This window comes from Anaerococcus degeneri, from assembly GCF_017874475.1.
In the GTDB taxonomy this organism is placed as follows: domain Bacteria; phylum Bacillota; class Clostridia; order Tissierellales; family Peptoniphilaceae; genus Anaerococcus; species Anaerococcus degeneri.
This window is the reverse complement of the sequence record NZ_JAGGLO010000010.1, coordinates 23,501-43,085: the sequence shown is the minus strand read 5'-3', so window position 1 is coordinate 43,085 and position 19,585 is coordinate 23,501. Positions and strand designations below refer to the sequence as shown.

The following is a 19,585-nucleotide window of genomic DNA, read 5'->3' as shown; positions in this document are numbered from 1 at the left end:
CAAAGCAAAAACTCCCATTGAGGGAGTTTTTTGTTGCCTATTCAAAATACTGAGCCTGGGCCTTGTAGAGTTTGGAGTAGAGGTTGTCGTAGGCCATTAGTTTATCATGGCTATCGAAGGCTGCTGCCCTTCCTCCGTCTAAGAGGAGGATTTTGTCGGTAAATCTTGACGAGCTCATCCTGTGGGAGATGAAGATTGCGGTTTTCCCCTCTGTCATTTCATTAAAATGCTCGTAGATTTTGCTTTCTGCAAGGGGGTCTAAGGATGCTGTTGGCTCATCTAGGATTAGGAAGTCTGCGTCTTGGTAGAGGGCACGAGCTATGGCAAGCTTTTGCTTTTGGCCAAGAGAAAGGTCTGTGGCATTTTCGTATATGTCCTTATTTAAATAAGTATTAATCCCACGAGGAAGTTCTTTTATCTTTTGGTCTAGGTCTAGCTGTTTTATAATTTCATCAGTTTTATTTTCGCTAAAAGCCTTATTTCCAATAATATTTTCCTTGATTGTAAAAGGCATGATGGAAAAGTCCTGGAAGACTCCGCTGATTTTTTCGTATAGGGATTTTTTTCTAATATTTTTTATATTTACCCCGTTGTACAAAATTTCTCCAGAATCAATGTCGAAAAACCTTAGGAGAAGTTTAACAATTGTTGTCTTTCCGGCGTTATTTACACCTACAATTGATATTTTCTCGCCCTTATTTATCCTAAATGATAAGTTATCAATAATTTTCCTTTCTGATCCTGGATAGGTAAAGGTTACATTTTTAAATTCCAAGCTTTGGAAATCACTAGCTTTTTCTAGATTTTCTTCAAAATCAGAATCTAGGATGTAAAAATCGTAGAGAGGTTCAAGATTTGCTAAACTCATAATAAAGTCCGCCAGCTCTGAAAACATGGTCTGGAAGGATGTCATGAAGTTTTCATTCGCCCCAATAATAGCAGAAAATGATCCGAAGGAAATTTGTGGGCCGTAGGCAGCTGAGAGTGTTCTCATTGCCACATAGGTGTAGGAAACTAGTCGTAAAATAGATTCTAAAAAGATTTTTATAGCTCCCATATTGGCCTCAAATCCGAATTTATCTTCAAATCCATCCATCATTTGATCTAAGTATCCTTGTGTTTTAGATTGAAGCATTTCTCCCAGGTCAAAGACTCTTATTTCCTTTTGGTAGTGAGGGCTTGCCATGAGGGAGAAATAATAGGAAAATCTCCTGTTTACATTTACAATCTCTAGGTCAAACTTGCTGGTGTAGGCAGATTGTTTGCCATTTACAAGTATTATTAAAAAGGAAATTAGAATTGAAAAACCAACCAAGTAAGGGGAGAAGGATATTATTACAAGGGCAGTTCCTATCATGGTTGCCACACTTGTTATTATATCCTTAAGGCATGATAGCAAGTTGTGGATAGCTCCCATATTAATTGCGGCGTTTGCCTTTTCTTTTAGGTCTAGGGTATGGGGATTTTCTATATTTTGATAAGTCAAATCCATGGCTTTTTTGGCAAGTTCAAAGGTCAAATAATCATTAATTCCTTGACGTCTTACAAATTCTTCTCTGTTTAGGAGTCTTTCAAGACTTTCTAGGAGGATTTTTCCTACAATTAATAAAACTAGAATTTTTATAAACTGGTCAGCTGGCCTTGGGTTTGTGATTTGGTTAATGAAAATCATTGGCACAAAGATATTAACCATGGTTGCTGCTGCTGGCGCAAGGGCGTTTAAAATAATTACCAGTATATAAAGAGGATCATTTTTTGCAGTAATTTTTGCAAAAAGCCATAGGGCTTTTAGTTTATTTTTCATTCTTTTCCTCCAAATAGTATTTTCTTTGAGATTCGTACATTTCTTTGTATAGGCCATTTTCAGCTAGTAGCTCATCATGAGTTCCGTATTCGGTGATCTTTCCGCCGTCAAGGAGCATGATTTTGTCACAAAACCTGGTGGAAGCTAGTCTGTGGGAGATGAAAATCAGGGTTTTGTTCTTACTGATTTCATCTAAGTCCCTGTAAATTTTCTCTTCTGCAAGGGCATCGAGGGCTGCAGTTGGCTCGTCCATGATTAGGGCACCTGCATCTTTCTTATAAAGAGCACGAGCGATTGCAAGTTTCTGGTTTTCTCCTCCAGAAAAAAGTGTTCCGTCATCGCTGATATTACGAGTCATCTGGGTGTCAATTCCCTTTGGCAATTGGTCAAGCTTGTAAGAAAGACCTGCCTTTGTTAGAGAATCTATGACCCTGTCCCTGTCTATATTCTTATCGGTCGCCGCTACATTTTCTGCGATAGAAACGGCAAGGGGCTCTACATTTTGTAAAACTGTTGCAAAGACAGAGTATCTTTCCTTAAGGTCAAGGTCATTAGCATTTATGCCGTTAATAAAAATCTCGCCTGCGGTTGGTTTATATAACCCAAGTATTAGGGAAACTATGGTAGATTTACCGGCCCCATTTACACCAACAATTGCGACCTTCTCCTTTTCCTTAATAGTAAATGACAGATTTTCTAAAACATTTACGTTAGATAGGGGATAAGAAAAGCTCACGTTTTTAAATTCGATTGACATCGGTCCAGTAATTTTTTTATCTCCTGCCTGTGACTTTAGGTCAGCTCTTAGCATATCAAAGCCATCTGACACATAGAGGAGGTTTGACCTGGTTTGGGCTATATTTATTACAAGAGTCAAGACAACATTAGAATAAATTGCAACTGATGTGATAAGGAGGGTTAGGTTTTTAAGGGTGATTTCATTTGCGATAATTTTTCCTGTTAGAAAATAATAGCAAAGGGCTTCGACTCCTACAAGGAGAACTGCAAGGACAGGGGATAGGTACATTTCAGGCTTGATAAATTTTCTTGATATCTTAACCACATCTCCTACAAGGGGCTTAAAGCCTTCTATAAACCTATCCTTGAAAGAAAATACCCTAATATCTTTGGCAAAACGAAAGTCGGATGCTTCTTTGTAATAGGCGTTAGTTTTTCTCCTAACCTTGTTTAACTCTCCCATGTGGGAGTGCCTATACCTATCAGTGTAGGTTCTAATTGCTAGTTGAATTAATATCGAAATTATGGCAAAGATAAAAATTAGGGGGGATAGTTTCGTCATAATCACTGATATAATCACAAAGGAAAGGACATTTGCCAAAAGCTTATACATATCGTGATAAATTCCTTCAAGGCCTGTGACGTTGTTAGAAAAAGGTTCAAAACCTCTGGAAAATTCAGCCATAAAGAGAGAATTTTCCCCAAGACCGTAGTCCATTTCCATAATAGGACCAGAAGCCTTGATGAAGGTAGATAACCTAGTACCCATATAAGTCGAGTAAGTTCTACGCTCAATCTGGTTTGATACCATAGAACAGATGAAAATTATTAGGGCGTAGGCTAAAATAGTTAAAATCATTGTCCTAAGGTCAATATTTTTTTCTATCAGATCAACTAAATAATACATGATAAAGGCTTGAATTATTGGAATTAGACCTGCTGTAATAGGATAAAGAATGAGTGATAGTTTGATTTTGAGATTATCCTTAAAAGGAGCGTAGGCCATTTTTAGAAGGTCAAAATTCGATAATTTATCGGCTCTGAGATATGATTTTATGACCTTCTCGTCCTTTAAATTTTGGGCGAGATTTTCTTTTAGGTTTTTAAGATTCTTTTCCATGATCTTCCTCCTTTATGTCTTTAGAAAATTCAGTTAATTCTTCTATTACTTTTTCAAAACCAGGTTTTCTTAAGTAATAATAGGTCTTTCTGCCCTCGATATAGGCACCAATGAAGCCGCAAACATGAAGTTGGCTTATGTGGTAAGAAAGGGTGGCAGGAGTTATATAAAGCTTGTCAGAAAGCTCTTTTGCGTAGTAATTTTTTTCCTTTAAGAGATCTAGGATGTCAATCCTTGTTGGGTCTCCTAGGATTTTTAGGTATTGGCTTAGGTGTTTTAGCTTATTTTCCTTTTCTACAAATTCTTTATTTGAATAAATTCCAAACTTGATAAAGGCATCATCGTAATCTTCTGATATAAATTGAATCATAGTCATATTTGGTGCAAGGATTAGACCATAGATGTTAAAAGGCTCATCTCTTTTGCTTAAAAAACTTGTTAAGCCAACTTGGTCTATTACTTCACTTACCTTTTTGTAGCCATCTTTTTTTATTTTTTTAAAATGGTCCATGAATTCGTCTTTAATTTTTGGAAAATTATTTTCTAAAATCTGGCAAATTTTTTCTAAAAGAGGATAAAGTCTATCGTAGATAGATTTTTTATTGGAAAAAGACCTTAAAAGTGCCATAGAAAGCTTATCTTCGTAGGGTAGATTAGCTATTAAGCTTAGAAAGTCTGATTTTAAAGCTTTTCTTGACCATTCTTTTATAGTTGTAGACTTTAATTCTGGATCATCTATATCAACACCTATATTTCTTAAAAAAGCTAGGTTGAAGACTAGGTCAAAGATCTCATAAGAAAAGTCCTTAATAGATGTAACGTTGATATTTTGGAAAACACCTGCCATAAAAGGCAAATAATTTCCATCGTTTTCTGTAAATATGTAAAAAAGATTTAAAATATCCTCATTTTGGTCATGAAAAAACTCTTCTAGATAGGGAAGGGATTCCTTTTTTACACTTCTAACAAAGTCTGTATAGGCCTTGTTGTTGTAAAAAGCGGTATCTATTGAGGTTAAATTCATATCCTGTGAGTAATTAAAACCTGGATAGGAATCCTCAAAAGAGAAGAAGTTTTTGTTTTTTGCAGCCAAGTAGTTTGTGTAAAGATAAATCATAATGCCTGCTTCATTTACAAGCAAGGGCTTTTCTATGAGATTAAAATTATTAAAGTGAGATTTCATTATAGATCCTTTCTTAGATATATATCTAATAGTTATTTTTATATTAGATTTCTATTAACCTAATTATAAGACGAATCACATCTAATATCAATAGGCTTATGTTTGATATTAATCTAAGAATGAAGCTAGGAAAATTTTCCTTGACAAAAATTTGGGAAAGATTTAAAATATAAGGCATACAAGGGAGTTCTTAAAAGATCTGAGAGGAGGCTTAGCCTCGACCTTACCTGATTTGGATAATGCCAACGTAGGTATGTATATTTTTTATGCATATTTTTTTTGAACTTATAGGATGAGCCTTGGCTTGTCCTTTTTTGTAAATAAGAATGAGGAGAGATTATGAAAGAGGAAATTAACTTATTTGGGGAAAGAAATCCCCAAGAGAAAAGGAAGGAGTATTTAAAATGAAAAAAACGTCAAATTTTGAAAATGGCCTGATTTGGTTTGGGGCGGGAGTTTCCATAGCAGAAATTATTACAGGAACATATTTTGCACCCCTAGGCTTTAGAAAAGGTCTTTTGGCAATGGTAATTGGTCACGCTATCGGAGCTATTTTATTATACATGGCAGGTCTTATCGGAGGTAGGACCGAAAAATCGGCCATGGAGACTGTAAAAATGTCCTTTGGGCAAAAGGGTGGTTTGTTTTTTGCCCTTTTAAATGTTCTCCAACTTGTAGGTTGGACTGCTATTATGATCTACGATGGAGCAATCTCAAGCTCCCACGTTTTTTCTACAGGACATATAATTTGGGCCCTTGTAATTGGAGCCTTGGTCTTAGTTTGGATAATGGTAGGTATATCAAACCTTGGAAAACTCAATACAGTTTCCATGTCCCTTCTATTTATCCTTACAATCCTACTTTCTTTTAAGGTATTTAAGGGTGTAAACTTCAATTCACAAGCGGCAGCCGATGCAATGAGCTTTGGCCTTGCCATAGAACTTGCTGTCGCCATGCCACTTTCCTGGTTGCCACTCATATCCGACTACACTAGGGAGGCAGAAGACCCAAGGGGAGCAACCCTCACATCAACTGTAATCTACACCCTAGTTTCCATGTGGATGTATTTAATTGGTATGGGTATGGCCCTGGTCACAGAAGAGAGCGATATAGCCATGATTATGGTAAAATCAGGCCTAGGCCTTGCCGCTATGGTAATTATAATCCTATCAACTGTGACAACCACCTTCCTTGATGCCTATTCAGCAGGTATTTCCGCCGAATCTTTGTCAAAGAAGGTTGACGGGAAAAAAATAGGCATAATTGTCACAATAATCGGTACAATTGCTGCGATTATTTTCCCAATGGATGATATAACTGAATTTTTATACCTAATCGGTTCAGTCTTCGCCCCAATGATAGCAATACAAATCGCTGATTTCTTTATCCTAGGCAAAGATAAATCAGAATCTAATATTTATTACAAAAACATGATAATTTGGCTAATCGGCTTTGTCGCAAATAGGGTATTTTTGAAGATGGACCTCCTTATAGGTTCGACAATTTCATGTATAGTTGTTGTGATAATAGTAAAAATTTTGGCTGAAAAATTGATAAAAGATTAAAAAATGACGAGCTGGCTCTTTTAGAGTTTGCTCGTCTTTTAGATTTAACAGATAAGGTCAAAGTCGAAGGAAACTTCAAGACCCGGCTTGCAATTTTTAATGGTAAATCTCCCGTCATGTAAATCGGAAATTTGCTTAGCGATAAAAATTCCTAAGCCATGCCTTGTAATGTTGGTCAAATCTTCTTCGTAAATTTTTTTAATAATATTTCTACCAAGCCCCTGGCCTTGGTCTAGGATTCTAATAATTAACTTATTATCAAGGGTCTGAAGGATGACGGTAATTTTTCCATTTGTATAAATTAGAGAATTTTTCAAGATATTTTCTACCATCCTATAAAATAAAGTCGGATCCATTTTGATTTTTATATCTTGGTTTACTAGCTTGTTGTCAAAAATGATTTCCCTATCTGGGTTTTCGTTTAACTTATCAACTATGAGTTTTCTTATTATCTTAACAGGGTTTTCCGCCACAAAGCCTTCCTTATCAATGTTAGCAAGGGACATAGTGAGATTTAAGCCCTCTAGGATATTTGAAATCTTTAGGACTTGGTCCTGGATATTTTTGGTATCTAGCTCTTCCTTATTTTCCTTATTTAGCTCCCAGGAAATTTTTGCAAGGGGAGTTCTTACATCATGGCTTAGGCCCCTAATCCACTTACTTTGTGAGGTTTTTAAATTGTTATATTTTTCATTTGCCTTATTTATGGCAAAGGCCAAATCCTTTAATTCTCCACTTTCATCTAGTTTTTCATAGTCGTCTTCAAAAAGACCATCAATGGCCTTTTGAAAAGGGGTAATATTTTTAAGTATATCCCTTATATCCATCCTGTAAAAAACATAGACAAAGATTAAAAAGAATATTAAAAATATGACAACTAACCATAAATTAAAAATAAGGTTGTGGTAGTTATAGTAATTAGATGGAAACTTATCCAGAGAATTTTTCGGGTAGGCAAAGACAAGTAGACCATCTCCTAGTATATAGGTGAAAACTGGATAATCAGCCAAATAATACCTGGTGAAGCCCGCTATATCTGTAAGGTCGAACTTATCCTTAACTTGCCTTGGTTTGTTAAAAGATTCGATAACTTTCCCATCCTTATTAAGTCTTAGAGCCCAAATATCATTTTCTTTTAAAAATTCTTTGTTTTTTTCATTTAGGTAAGAATTGCTTTTATTGTTTTCTACATAGGTATAAATATCATTAGGATTTGGATATTCATCGCTTAACTTATAATTTAGGTAGAGAAATACCATTAGCAAAAAAATTAGAAAAAACATTAGGGCTAGGATTCTAAGTACAATTTTTTTAAATCTTTTTATTATATAATTAAACATACTAGCCTTCTTTTACGAGTTTATAGCCCAGCCCCTTGATGGTTATCAAGATTTTAGGGTCTCTCGGATTGTCTTCGAGTTTTTCACGAATCCTGTAAATGTGGGTTATCAATGTGTTTTCATAACCATAGGAATCTTCCCAAATATTTTCCAAAATGCGGTCAATCGAAACGATCATATTCATGTTATCGGCTAGGTAGGATAGGATTTTAAATTGGGTGGCAGTTAGGGGAATTTCATTATTGTTTTTTATGAGACTGCCCTTGGTCTTATCAAAAATTACCTTGCCTAGAGATATTTTTTCTTCATTTTTGATAATTTTACTGCGTCTTAAAACTGCATCAATCCTCCAAAGGAGTTCATCAGGGAAAAATGGCTTGACTAGGTAGTCGTCGGCCTTATTTTCAAAGCCTTCCTTCCTATCATCTATCCCATCAAGGGCAGACAGGATTATGACTGCCATATCGGATTCCTTCCTTATTTCCTTTAGCAAATCAAAACCGCTCCCATCTGGAAGCATTAGGTCAAGGACCACTAGGTCAATTCTAAAGTTTGCTAGTTTAAACCTTGATTCCTTGAGGTTTTTGGCAGTATATACTTTCTTAAAACCCTTATCTTTCAAAAAATTATATAAATTTTCCAATAAATTTGTTTCGTCATCTACTATTAATATAGAAAAATTATTTCTAAAATCCATTGAACTCCTCCTTGCTACCCTAATTATACACCATACTTTTAGATTTTTGGCTTTTGTGATGTAAAAGTGACCTGGCTTAAAGCTTATTTTTATCTTAGCCTGGTATCCTTTTTGTAGGAGGAATAATTATGAAAAAAATCTTAGAAATAAAAAATTTACAAAAATCATATAACAAGAAGAAAGTCCTAGATATTGACTCTTTGGCAATAGAGGAAGGAGCTATATATGGCCTAATAGGCAAAAATGGAGCAGGAAAGTCGACTCTTATGAAGCTTATATTAGGTCTTGTGAGAAAAGATGGAGGGGAAATTAGGGTTTTTGGCCAAGAAGTAAGTTCTAAAAACCAAAAGGACCTTAACAAAAATCTCGGTGCCCTAATAGAAAATCCTTCCTTTTATGACCACTTAAGTGGCTATGAAAATCTTGAAATAATTTGCGACCTTAAGGGAATAGATAAGGGAGAAATTTCAAAAACTCTTGACCTTGTTGGCCTTAATAATGTGGGCAAGAAAAAGGCTAGGGATTATTCGCTGGGTATGAAGCAAAGATTAGGGATTGCAATTGCCCTAATCGGTAGTCCCAAGTTATTGATCCTAGATGAGCCTATAAATGGCCTTGATCCTCAGGGAATTGAGGAAATGAGAAACTTATTTAAAAATATCGTGAAAAACACTTCTACAAGCATTTTGATTTCTTCTCATATCCTTGATGAAATAGAAAAAATTTCCACCCATATTGGTATCCTCAAAGAAGGGAAATTAACTTACAATGGAAGCTTGGAAGATTATAGGAAGCTCCATCCACCATTTATTTCAATCCAAACTTCTGATAATAAAAAGGCCCTTGGTCTTTTAGACCTTCCTTATGCTAGTATAGAGGGCAAAAAGATTATCTTAGGCAAGCTTTCAAACAAGGAAATATCAGAAATTGTGAATTTCCTACATGGCAAGGTCGATCTATACAGGATTGAAGAAGAAAAAGAAAGCCTAGAAAAACTCTTCATCGAAGAAAGCAGGTCTTAATATGGCAAACTTAGAAAGAAAAAAATACAAAAGACTTGGGATAAATTTTTTAATCCTAATAGTATTTTTCGCTCAAATGCTAATGGTGATAGGGGTCAGCCATTCAAAATCATTTGCGAAAGGAAATTATCCTTTAGCCTATATCTTAGACACATATCTATTTATTTCCTTATTGATAAATCCGATTTTAATCTCATCTTTGGTGAAAAAAGTGATTGAAATCGAGGAAAAAAACAAGATGTGGCAGTTGCAAGTAAGTCTTGGAGAAAAAGTAAACTCTATACTTATAAATAAATTTAAAAACCTATCCCTAAAGCTAGTTTTATTGCAAATAGTAGAAGCTATTGTCTTTCTCCTACTAGCAAAAAAGTCAATTCATTTTAATATAGACACTGACATGATTCTAAGATTTGCCTTGGTAAACCTATCCGCCATAATAATAAATTTATTTTTTATTGCCCTATTTATGATAATAGAAATGAAAGTAAAAAGAGTCTACACCCTATCATTTATAGGAATAGTTGGAGGGCTAACTGGAGTAATAACCATGCTTACATCAGAGACTCTCGCTTTTGTAAATCCCTTTGCTTGGATGGCAAGTTTATTAAATATTTCTTATGTAAGCGAAGGCGGGAAATTTATCCAGGTTCTAAATCCAATAAATTTTTATACACCAATCATTGCTTTTATTCTTTTAATAGCGTCTCTAACATACCTAAAGGCAATGAAAACTTATAATCTATACAAGGACTAGGAGGACTTATGTTAAAATTAGAATTAAAAAAAATAAAGTTTACAAATATCTTGTTGGTAAGTCTGATAATTCCCTTACTAGCAAGCGCCTTTGGCCTTATAAACTATATGGGAAATAGGGAAATATTAACCAATGAATGGCAATCTTTGTGGACCCAGGTTAGCTTGTTTTACTTTTTGTTTTTCTACATTCCCTTAATTGCAATCGTAATAGCAAGCCTTTGGGCAACAGAACACAGGGCAGGCCTAAAATTTATTAGACTTAGCCCAAAGAAAAATATGGCTTTTGTGGGAGCAAAGTTGATTTTAGCCTTTATTATAATTTGCCTTTGCCAAATATATTTTTTACTTCTTTTCTACTTGGGAGGAAAATATATAGGAGGATTTTCGGCCATTGATTTTTCTATATATTTTTACTATATAGGCCTTAGCATCTTGCTTGCCCTTCCAATAATTGGGATTTTTGGAGCCCTTGCCATAAGGCTAAGGTCCTTTGGGATCATAGTGCTCTTATCTGCAATCTTTACCATGTTTGGTTTTGCAAGTTCCTACAAGTCCTTAAAAATTGTAGGTCTAAGCTTTTTGGCAATTGAAGCAAACAATTTTAGGTTCATAAATCCGCACGATTTGACACTATTATTTATTTTTGCCCTGATAGAATTGCTAGGATTTTTATGGCTATCAAATAAATTTTTAAAATATGAAAATAAATGATGTTGAAAGATCATGATAAAAATTTACTAAGAATGCGTCATAAATTTATAAAAAACTGACCCCTTACTCGGTTTATAATCGAGCCTTGGGGCCAGTTTATTTTTAGGTTAAATTCCTAGGCTAATTCAACCTTGTGGAAGTTTTTCTTGCCTTTTTTAATTATTATTCTATTATCTTCAAAGATTTGATCTGTGACTTCAAAGGCTGGATCTGTTATTTTTTCATCGTTGATAGATACGCCGCCTTGTTGGACAATTCGTCTTGCTTCACCATTTGACTTGGTTAGACCTACTTCTGTCATGAGGGCTAAAAGACCCTTTGGTAGGTCAGATGCAGAAATTTGTGTTGTTGGCATTGCTGATTCGTCACCTTTGCCAGAGAAAAGTGCTTTGGCTGCATCAAGGGCAGCATCTGCTTCTTCCTTGCCGTGGACAAGTTTAACTACTTCGTAGGCTAGGATTTCTTTAGCCTTGTTGATTTCAGATGCTTCTGTAGCTCTTCCTAATTTTCTACATTCTGCTGTTGGTAAGAAGGTAAGTTGTAAGAGGAATTTCTCAACATCCCTGTCATCTACATTTCTCATGTATTGGAACATCTCAAATGAACTTGTCTTTTCCTTATCAAGCCAAACTGCACCTTTTTGACTTTTACCCATCTTAACTCCGTCTGCAGTTGTAAGTAGGGCAAAGGTCATACCATAGGCGTCGCCTTGTTCGTGTTTTTTGATTAAATCCACTCCGCCGATGATGTTTGACCATTGGTCAGACCCACCCATTTCAAGGGTTACGCCGTCTTCCCTGTACATCTTTAAAAAGTCGTAAGATTGTAAAAGCATGTAAGAAAATTCGAAAAATGTTAGTCCACCAGCTGCCATCCTATTTTTGTAGGCATCTTTTTTGATCATTTCATTTACCAAAAATTCGCTTCCCACATCTCTTAAAAATCCAACAAAGTTAAGGTTTAATAGCCAATCCTTGTTATTAAGCATTTCTGCTCCGCCTTCTTCAGAGAAGTCTAAAAATCTTTGAAATTGCTTGTAGAAACACTCTGCATTGTGGTTGATTCTTTCTTCTGTCATGACTTGACGCATGTCGCTTCTTCCAGATGGGTCACCGATAAGGGTTGTACCTCCACCAAGAAGGGCAACAGGCCTGTGGCCGTAGTTTTGCATACGCATCATAACCATGATTTGAATAAGGTGGCCAACAGTTAGGGAATCTGCTGTAGCATCAAAACCACAGTAGAATTTCACAGATTCTGTGGCAAGTTTCTTCTTTAGTTCTTCTTCGTTTGTAGCTTGTTCGTAGTAACCACGATCAACAAGCTCATCAAAAACATTATCGTATTCTTTTTCGTAAGTAAATTTCATAATTTTTCCTTTCTTTTAATTTGGTGTCATTTCGAACTCAAGTGAGAAATCCTATAAATTATGGATTTCAAAGTCAAAATAGGCACAAAAAAAGAGCATAAAAGCGCAAAGATTTGCGGTACCAGCTTTTTTTATACTCGTTATACGGGACAGGCGCCCATATTCGCCTTAAACAAAATGAAAGTGTAATTTCAAAAAAGCCATTCCAGACCCTTCCTACTTGAATTCATTGTAAGTTTTATTCTTATAGGACTACTTAACACTAGATGTGGACTTTTGTCAAATAAATCTCACTTTATTGTGGTATTTAATTATTGAAATCATGAATAGGGGGTAAAATAATATTAAGAAAACGTTTCAAAATCATAGAAAGGAGTTATGATGAAAAAGAAATTTTTAGCAGGAGCCCTTGCCCTTGTATTTTTGATGCCAAGTGCAAATGTTCTTGCCAAGGAAGAAAAAACAGTGGGAGAGATCCAATTTAAGGGAGATTATACCTATGAAGACGGAATGTATTTGCCAGCCCTATATCATTTTGGTGTGACAAAAGGCAGACAAGTCCATCCTTTTGGCGGAAGTAAGGTTGGAAAGATTAGTGAGAAAGAAAAGGCACAAGTTTTAGAAAGGCCAAAGGTTAAGAAATTAATGGCTCTTTATAACTCCTACTACCAAACCATAATAAAAATCTACCAATATGGGGACAAACACATGGCTAGGTGGAAGGAAGTAAAGACCATGACCGACCCTGTTTTTGGCAAATTTACCAAACAGAATTGGGTGGATATTTATGAAAATGGGGCCAAGACCCTACAATTTTGCCGTGATTACTTTAATTCTTTGGGCCTTTCAGATAGTGATTTCACAAATGAAAAGACTTTGAAAATGATCTATAAGCCTGAATTAAGTTTTGAGAAAATCGAGTCTTGCGGGGCAGAAGATACAATTGTTTTTAACCAAGGAATTTCAAGTGCTAAACTAGATGCCCAATCTAGGGAACTTACTGATGCAAATGGCGGAAAGTTAGTAAAGAAACTTGTGGAAAATCTTGATGGATATGAGCTTGGAGAACCAACAGAAGTCTTGGGCAAGTCGAAGTCAGGTGCCTATGATCAGAGACTTTTTGTGGAAATTTATTTAACTAGGGATGACTCACAAATCCTCTTTCAGATGGCAGGCAAGGATGAAGAAACCTGGAGCGATTATTCCTTGAAAGATAAAAAAATCTCTAATTTCTATGGCCAAGAAATGCTACTTTCTTCCTATAAAGAGGGAGGTTTATATAGGGCAGAGTTTAAAGATTTGGATAATGAATACTTGGTAGAATCCTCTGGTATTTCTGAAGATGAATTTTTGGTGATATTAAGGTCCTTCATAGCCAATATTAGAAATGCTTCAGCCTTATCATCTATGAAATTAGAATTCTAGGAAAAGTTGGGTTATTGTCATAAATATAAAAAACTGGATTTTAATTAAAAAGCTAGGTTCATAAAAGTCTTGAATTTTCAATAAGATAGACAATTTTCAAAAATATTTTCAGAAAAACGTTGAAGACGAATTTATTGAAGATTATGGTTTTAAATCCTTAATGGCTGGGCAAATCCAAAGTCTTACTGTAAATAAAGAAAAAATGCTAAAGGCATGTTAGGTTGGGTTTTTGAAGGCGACTGACCTTGCAGATTATTTGGTAAAAAACAAGTCGCCTTTAGAGACGCCAACTACATTAGTGCAAGGTTAGTAAAATACTCAATAAAGAAAAATTTCACCTTAGAAGACCCTGACTTAGACACATATAAAAAAGAATCTGATCTTTTTGAAAAGGACATCTAAAAGGCCATCGACCTAAAAACTTGCCTAAAAATGTGAAAATCCTTTGGCGGGCCAGGGCCAGAAGAGGTTTTAGGGCAAATTTCTTATGTAAAAGAAAAAATAAGTCAACTTTAATCCTTTGGGTATAAAAATTGCAATTAATTGCAAGGACTAAATCCTTGAAATTAATAAAATCCGGTATTTATTGTAAAAATATCCATATTAATAAAAAAGTTTGGTGCACAGGAAATAATCCGTGCACCAAACTCTTTTGTAGAACTATAAATAACTATGGGAATTAAACTTCTAATAATTTTCCAGCTATTGGACCTGAATCAAGGGTATAGATTTTTTCAATATCTATGATTACAGCAGCAGCCTTTGGCATTACTCCAGCCTTTTCCTTAGCTAGGTTCATATGGTCTTCATCTGTATAAGATTTGGCTGTGCCTACAATCCTAAAGCCCTTATTGTCTTCTCTTTTTACAAAAGCAATGGCTACCTTGCCGTTATTTTTAATATTGGCATGGTGTTTTCCATCGGTATTTTCGCAATAGATGAGATGTTCATCATCAAGAACCCTCATGGTCCTTTTAGGACCTATATTAGGATTACCGTTCTCATCAACAGTAGCCATATATGCAAGTTGTTCACCTATTAAGTCTTTTATTTCTTGAGTTAATTTCATATTTTTACCTCTTAATATATTATTTATACTTATATGATAGCACATTTATGAAAATTGTCAATAATGATTATCATTATTGAATATGAAATCATAAATATAAGAGTAATATTAAAAACCCTCTTAGTCTTGATGGGAAAAAGTTGACTGGAGATGTCATTAGTATGGTGACAAAATTAGATGATGATGTCATCTACCAAGTTTCTTATTATGACAATCAGATAATAGAAGAAGATAAGCCTATAAAAAATAAAAATAATAGCAAACTTAGCTCGGCCCCGTGCCGGGCATTTTTGTTTTTAAAGTCAAATTTCGATTTTTAAGCCTTTTGAAGTATGATAAAAGGAGAATTATTTTTAGGAGATGACTTAATGACTGATAAGAAACCTTATTATATTACAACACCAATATATTATCCAAACTCCAATTTACATATAGGAAACACCTATACTTCTATAATTGCAGATGTTTTAAAAAGGTATAAGACTCTTTTAGGCTACGACGCTTACCTTGTAACAGGTACTGATGAGCACGGCCAAAAGATTATGGAATCTGCCCATGCTCACGGCAAGGAACCTCAAGAATTTATAGACAAAATCGCAGCTGAAACTATAAAATTATGGGAAAAGCTTGATATTAACTACGATACCTTTATAAGATCAACTGAAAAAAGCCACGAAAAAGACGTAGTAGATATTTTCAACAAACTTTATGAACAAGGCGATATTTACAAGGGAGAATACAAGGGATATTACTGCACACCTTGCGAGACTTTTTGGACTGAAAGCCAGCTAGAAGAAGGCAAATGCCCTGATTGTGGAAGGGACGTAAACTACCAAGAAGAAGAAACTTATTTCTTTAGATTATCCAAATATGCAGATAAACTAAAAGAATTATTCAAAGACCATCCAGAATTTCTTGAGCCTGCTTTTAGACAAAAGGAAATGCTTAATAACTTTATCAACAAGGGACTTGAAGACCTTTCTGTAACTAGAACTTCCTTTGACTGGGGAGTTGATGTGCCATTTGATAACAAGCACGTGGTTTATGTATGGATTGACGCCCTTTCTTGCTACCTTTCAGCTATTGGCTATGGGGATGATAAGGAGAAATTTGAAAGATATTGGCCAGCCAGCGTTCATTTAATTGGCAAGGACATAGTGAGGTTTCACACTATAATTTGGCCAGCACTTTTGATGGCCCTTGATCTTCCACTTCCAGAAAAAGTTTTCGCCCACGGTTGGATTTTGTTTGAAAACGACAAGATGAGTAAGTCTAAGGGTAATATTATGTATCCAGAGCCACTTGTAGAACTTTACGGAAACGACGCCCTAAAATACTTTATGCTTAGAGAATTTAACTTTGGATCTGACGGGGACTTTTCTTCTAAGAAATTTATGGATAGGTATAACTCAGACCTTGTAAATGATCTTGGTAACCTTGTTTCTAGAACAACTTCAATGATTTCAAAATATAATGGAGGAGTGATTGAAAAAGGCACTGAAGAAGGCCAATTTGACGATGAATTAATCGCTCTTGCCAAGGAAACCTATGTTAGATTTACAGAATTAATGGATTCTTTCAAATTTAACGAAGCTCTCGAAACAATTTGGAAATTAATCCGTCGTGCCAATAAATATGTAGATGAAACTGAGCCATGGATTTTAGGCCGTGATGAGGCGAATCTTCCAAGACTAAACAGGGTTTTATATAACCTTGCAGAGACACTAAGGATTGTTGCCCAACTTATAGAGCCAACCATGAAGGATACTACAAAATTAATATTAGAAAAACTTGGCACAGACAACAAGGGTTTTGAATCTGCTAAAGAATTCGGACTTCTAGAAGAAGGTGCAAAGGTATCTAAGGGTAAAAACCTCTTTGATAGACTAGATGTAGAAGAAGAATTAGTAAAACTTCACGATAAAAACAACGCTCTTATCCAGGAAAGACTAGCTGACAAAAAAGAAGAAGAGCCAGTAGCAGAAGAGGAAGCTAAGCCAGAAATCACCTATGATGATTTCACCAAACTTGACCTAGTGGTAGGAAAAATTATCGAAGCAAATGATCATCCAAATGCTGATAAGCTCCTAGTTTTCAAGGTGGACATCGGATCTGAAATAAGAACAATTGTATCAGGCATCAAGAAATGGTACAAGGCAGAAGATTTAATCGGCAAAAATGTAATCGTGGTTAAAAACCTAGCTCCAAGAAAGATGAGAGGAATCGAATCTCAAGGAATGCTTCTTGCGGCAGATTTTGGTGAAGATTTGACCATGCTTTCAACACTCGCCGACATCAAGCCAGGAAGCAAGGTTTCTTAATGAATTTAATTGATTCACACGCCCATTTAACAAGCGAAGAATTTAATGAAGACAGGCTCTTTATAATAAGAGACCTGTCTAATTTCTCTATAGAAGCTGTGGTTAATCCAGGAACAAACCTTGAAAATTCAAGGGAAAATGTAAGGCTTGCCAAGGAATTTAAAAACTTCTATGCCCAGGTAGGAATCCACCCATCAGACGTTGAAGAAATGGGAGAAAACGACCTTGCTGAGATTGAAAAACTTGCCAAAGATGCTGTAGCAATCGGGGAAATTGGCCTTGATTATTATTGGACAACAGAGACCAAGGACTTACAGAGAAAAGTTTTTATTGCCCAGCTTGATATGGCAAGGAAGCTCGGAAAGCCAGTTGTAATCCACAATAGGGAAGCGACAGAAGATATTATGGAGATTTTATCAAATTATAAGGATTTAAAGGTACAAATCCACTGTTTTTCAACAAGCGAAGATACCCTAAAAACCTTTATGGATTGGGGTTTTTATATTTCAATCGGAGGGGTTGTGACCTATGGCAACGGTCTAAATGAAAAGGCTGCCGCAGCCCTCGTACCAATTGAAAGACTCATGCTTGAAACAGATAGTCCATATCTCACTCCAGATCCTTATAGGGGAATGAGAAATGATCCTAGAAAGATTATAGAAGTGGCAAGAAAAATTGCGGAAATAAGGGGAATGAAATTGTCGAAAGTCGCCAAGTGGACAAGTAAAAACGCAAGGGAGTTTTTTGGCCTATGATAAAAGAGACAATTGTTGTTGAAGGAAAAGATGATATAGCCAATGTCAAAAGGGCAATAGACTGCGAAATGATTGCAACTAATGGCCTCGGTTTTGGCGAAGACCTTATAAAAAGACTTATAGAAATAAACGAGAGGTGCGGGATAATTATCCTAACTGACCCTGATTATGCAGGTAAAAGAATTAGGGCAAGGCTTGCCCGCCACATTCCAACTGCCAAGCACGCCTACATTGACAGGAAAAAAGCCATCAAAAAGGGCGACCTAGGCGTTGAAAATGCAGAGCCTGAGGTAATTATAGATGCCCTAAAAAGGGCCAAGGCGGAAGAAACAACCCGCAGGGAAGAATTTACCATGGCAGATTTAGTGAAAAATGGTCTTTCTATTGGCGATGGGTCTCGAGAAAAAAGGGCTAAACTTGGCGAATTATTAGGGATTGGCTATTATAATTCCAAGGGACTTTTGGCCAAGCTAAATTCCTTTGGGGTAAGTCGAGAAGAATTTGAAAGGGCGGTAGAAAGTTTATGAGAAAATTATATTCACCAAAGGTTGTAAAGGACATAATCGACCTCTACGGCTTTAGGTTTTCCAAATCTTTGGGTCAAAACTTTTTGATTGACAAAAATTTTGTCGATAAAATCGTGGATGGGGCTGACATTGCCGGGAAAAACGTAATTGAAGTAGGTCCTGGTATTGGGACAATTTCTTATGAGATGGCAAAAACTTGCAAAAAGCTCGTCCTAATTGAAATTGACTATAGTCTTATTCCAATCCTTGAAGAAAATATGTCCGACTTTGATAATGTTACAATTATCCACCAGGATATTTTAAAAACTGATTTGAAAGAAATTCAGGATAAGTATTTTGGCGGAGAAGCCTTTGATTTTGTGTCAAATCTTCCATACTATATCACAACACCAATTATAGAAAAAATCTTTGAAGAAGACCTTGATTGCCACTCTATGACCATCATGGTTCAAAAGGAAGTGGCAGATAGGATGCTTGCCACAGAAAAAGACAAGGACTATTCATCTTTGTCTGTCTTTGTAAAATACTATTCTGAGGCTAAACTTTTGACCAAGGTTCCAAAGTCAGTCTTCATGCCTCAGCCAAAGATAGATTCATCTGTCCTAAGGCTTGATTTGAGGATTTATGATGAAGATGTAAACAAGGAAAAATTATTTGCCCTAGTTAAGGCAGGTTTCCTAAAAAGACGCAAAACCATCCTAAATTCCCTATCTGCGGTGGCGGAAAAAGATGATTTGAGAAAAGTTTTTGAAACTTTGGACCTTAAGGAAAATCTCAGGGCAGAAAATCTTTCTCTAGATGATTATATAAAAATTGTAAATGAATTAGAAAATTGTTAGACTAGAAGGGTCATAGAGATTTTTATCTATGATCTCTTCTAGGATTTTTTCTTTGATTTTTATTTTATCTAAAGATTTAAGGAGGGTCTTCCTATCATCAAAATCAGAAAGGAAAGTATTGGTAAATTCGCCCTTGTGTTCGGTAGAAAATACCCAAGCATTTTCGTGATTTTCATCTCCCAAATTATTTATAGAACAAAATACATCATCAAAGACAAATTCAATTTCATGGCCAATTACAAGTAGGTCTTTTAATTTTTTGTAGGAAAATTCTTTCATAATAGCTCCTAGGTTTTATTTTTTCAAATATTGGGTATATTTAAATCCTAAAGATAAATCCTTGA

At 35.5% G+C, this 19,585-nt stretch carries 18 protein-coding genes and 1 riboswitch; of the genes, 10 read left to right on the top strand and 8 right to left on the bottom strand.

Features of this window, described 5'->3' with window-relative positions; all coding sequences use genetic code 11:
• Positions 1-37 precede the first annotated feature (37 nt).
• From J2Z38_RS08815 to J2Z38_RS08805, 3 genes are read right to left on the bottom strand one after another with little or no spacing between them, the layout of a single operon-like run.
• A complete protein-coding gene (locus J2Z38_RS08815; protein WP_209774864.1) occupies positions 38-1,804 on the bottom strand; it encodes an ABC transporter ATP-binding protein in 1,767 nt (588 codons plus the stop codon).
• Positions 1,794-3,662: an ABC transporter ATP-binding protein gene (locus tag J2Z38_RS08810; protein ID WP_209774863.1), complete on the bottom strand. Its 1,869-nt coding sequence runs from the start codon at positions 3,660-3,662 to the stop codon at positions 1,794-1,796. The genes J2Z38_RS08815 and J2Z38_RS08810 overlap by 11 nt, the downstream gene beginning before the upstream one ends.
• Positions 3,646-4,845, bottom strand: coding sequence for an ArsR/SmtB family transcription factor (locus tag J2Z38_RS08805; protein WP_209774861.1), 1,200 nt, complete (start codon positions 4,843-4,845; stop codon positions 3,646-3,648). The genes J2Z38_RS08810 and J2Z38_RS08805 overlap by 17 nt, the downstream gene beginning before the upstream one ends.
• A 170-nt stretch (positions 4,846-5,015) precedes the next feature.
• A riboswitch (TPP riboswitch) is annotated at positions 5,016-5,117 on the top strand.
• Between the two features lie 132 nt (positions 5,118-5,249).
• On the opposite strand from J2Z38_RS08805, the gene cytX reads away from it, so the two are divergent.
• On the top strand, positions 5,250-6,410 hold the full coding sequence (gene cytX, locus J2Z38_RS08800; protein WP_209774859.1) for a putative hydroxymethylpyrimidine transporter CytX: 1,161 nt from the start codon (positions 5,250-5,252) through the stop codon (positions 6,408-6,410).
• A gap of 44 nt (positions 6,411-6,454) precedes the next feature.
• Here cytX and J2Z38_RS08795 read toward each other — a convergent pair whose 3' ends face one another.
• Together J2Z38_RS08795 and J2Z38_RS08790 are read right to left on the bottom strand one after the other, a co-directional pair.
• Positions 6,455-7,750 carry a sensor histidine kinase gene (locus J2Z38_RS08795; protein WP_209774858.1) on the bottom strand — a complete coding sequence of 432 codons (1,296 nt, stop codon included), beginning with the start codon at positions 7,748-7,750 and terminating at the stop codon, positions 6,455-6,457.
• Between the two features lies 1 nt (position 7,751).
• Positions 7,752-8,447, bottom strand: a complete 696-nt coding sequence (locus J2Z38_RS08790) for a response regulator transcription factor (RefSeq protein ID WP_209774856.1) — start codon at positions 8,445-8,447, stop codon at positions 7,752-7,754.
• Positions 8,448-8,575: 128 nt separating this feature from the next.
• Between J2Z38_RS08790 and J2Z38_RS08785 the strand changes: the two genes are divergently transcribed.
• The 3 genes from J2Z38_RS08785 to J2Z38_RS08775 are packed head-to-tail and all read left to right on the top strand — an operon-like array spanning position 8,576 to position 10,936.
• Positions 8,576-9,469, top strand: coding sequence for an ABC transporter ATP-binding protein (locus tag J2Z38_RS08785; protein ID WP_209774855.1), 894 nt, complete (start codon positions 8,576-8,578; stop codon positions 9,467-9,469).
• Between the two features lies 1 nt (position 9,470).
• A complete protein-coding gene (locus J2Z38_RS08780) occupies positions 9,471-10,223 on the top strand; it encodes an ABC-2 family transporter permease (protein ID WP_209774853.1) in 753 nt (250 codons plus the stop codon).
• Between the two features lie 8 nt (positions 10,224-10,231).
• Positions 10,232-10,936, top strand: a complete 705-nt coding sequence (locus J2Z38_RS08775) for an ABC transporter permease (RefSeq protein ID WP_209774851.1) — start codon at positions 10,232-10,234, stop codon at positions 10,934-10,936.
• Positions 10,937-11,051: 115 nt separating this feature from the next.
• Here J2Z38_RS08775 and tyrS read toward each other — a convergent pair whose 3' ends face one another.
• Positions 11,052-12,305 (bottom strand): tyrosine--tRNA ligase, encoded by a 1,254-nt coding sequence (gene tyrS / locus J2Z38_RS08770; RefSeq protein ID WP_209774850.1) that lies wholly within the window; start codon positions 12,303-12,305, stop codon positions 11,052-11,054.
• A gap of 381 nt (positions 12,306-12,686) precedes the next feature.
• On the opposite strand from tyrS, the gene J2Z38_RS08765 reads away from it, so the two are divergent.
• The gene (locus J2Z38_RS08765; protein WP_209774848.1) at positions 12,687-13,730 is read left to right on the top strand and encodes a hypothetical protein; all 1,044 of its coding nucleotides are present in this window, start codon (positions 12,687-12,689) and stop codon (positions 13,728-13,730) included.
• A 294-nt stretch (positions 13,731-14,024) separates the two neighbouring features.
• The gene (locus tag J2Z38_RS10585; protein ID WP_225304689.1) at positions 14,025-14,132 is read left to right on the top strand and encodes a hypothetical protein; all 108 of its coding nucleotides are present in this window, start codon (positions 14,025-14,027) and stop codon (positions 14,130-14,132) included.
• A gap of 277 nt (positions 14,133-14,409) precedes the next feature.
• Here the strand turns inward: J2Z38_RS10585 and J2Z38_RS08755 are convergent, their stop codons facing one another.
• Positions 14,410-14,799, bottom strand: a complete 390-nt coding sequence (locus tag J2Z38_RS08755) for a pyridoxamine 5'-phosphate oxidase family protein (protein ID WP_209774846.1) — start codon at positions 14,797-14,799, stop codon at positions 14,410-14,412.
• A 368-nt stretch (positions 14,800-15,167) separates the two neighbouring features.
• On the opposite strand from J2Z38_RS08755, the gene metG reads away from it, so the two are divergent.
• From metG to rsmA, 4 genes are read left to right on the top strand one after another with little or no spacing between them, the layout of a single operon-like run.
• Complete coding sequence (gene metG, locus J2Z38_RS08750; protein WP_209774845.1) at positions 15,168-17,120, top strand: methionine--tRNA ligase; 1,953 nt, start codon at positions 15,168-15,170, stop codon at positions 17,118-17,120.
• Complete coding sequence (locus tag J2Z38_RS08745; RefSeq protein WP_209774843.1) at positions 17,120-17,875, top strand: TatD family hydrolase; 756 nt, start codon at positions 17,120-17,122, stop codon at positions 17,873-17,875. The genes metG and J2Z38_RS08745 overlap by 1 nt, the downstream gene beginning before the upstream one ends.
• Positions 17,872-18,402, top strand: coding sequence for a ribonuclease M5 (gene rnmV, locus J2Z38_RS08740; protein ID WP_209774842.1), 531 nt, complete (start codon positions 17,872-17,874; stop codon positions 18,400-18,402). The genes J2Z38_RS08745 and rnmV overlap by 4 nt, the downstream gene beginning before the upstream one ends.
• Complete coding sequence (rsmA, locus tag J2Z38_RS08735) at positions 18,399-19,241, top strand: 16S rRNA (adenine(1518)-N(6)/adenine(1519)-N(6))-dimethyltransferase RsmA (RefSeq protein ID WP_209774840.1); 843 nt, start codon at positions 18,399-18,401, stop codon at positions 19,239-19,241. Before rnmV ends, rsmA begins: the two co-directional genes overlap by 4 nt.
• Here rsmA and J2Z38_RS08730 read toward each other — a convergent pair.
• Complete coding sequence (locus J2Z38_RS08730) at positions 19,227-19,520, bottom strand: hypothetical protein (RefSeq protein ID WP_209774838.1); 294 nt, start codon at positions 19,518-19,520, stop codon at positions 19,227-19,229. The genes rsmA and J2Z38_RS08730 overlap by 15 nt on opposite strands.
• Positions 19,521-19,585: the final 65 nt, after the last annotated feature.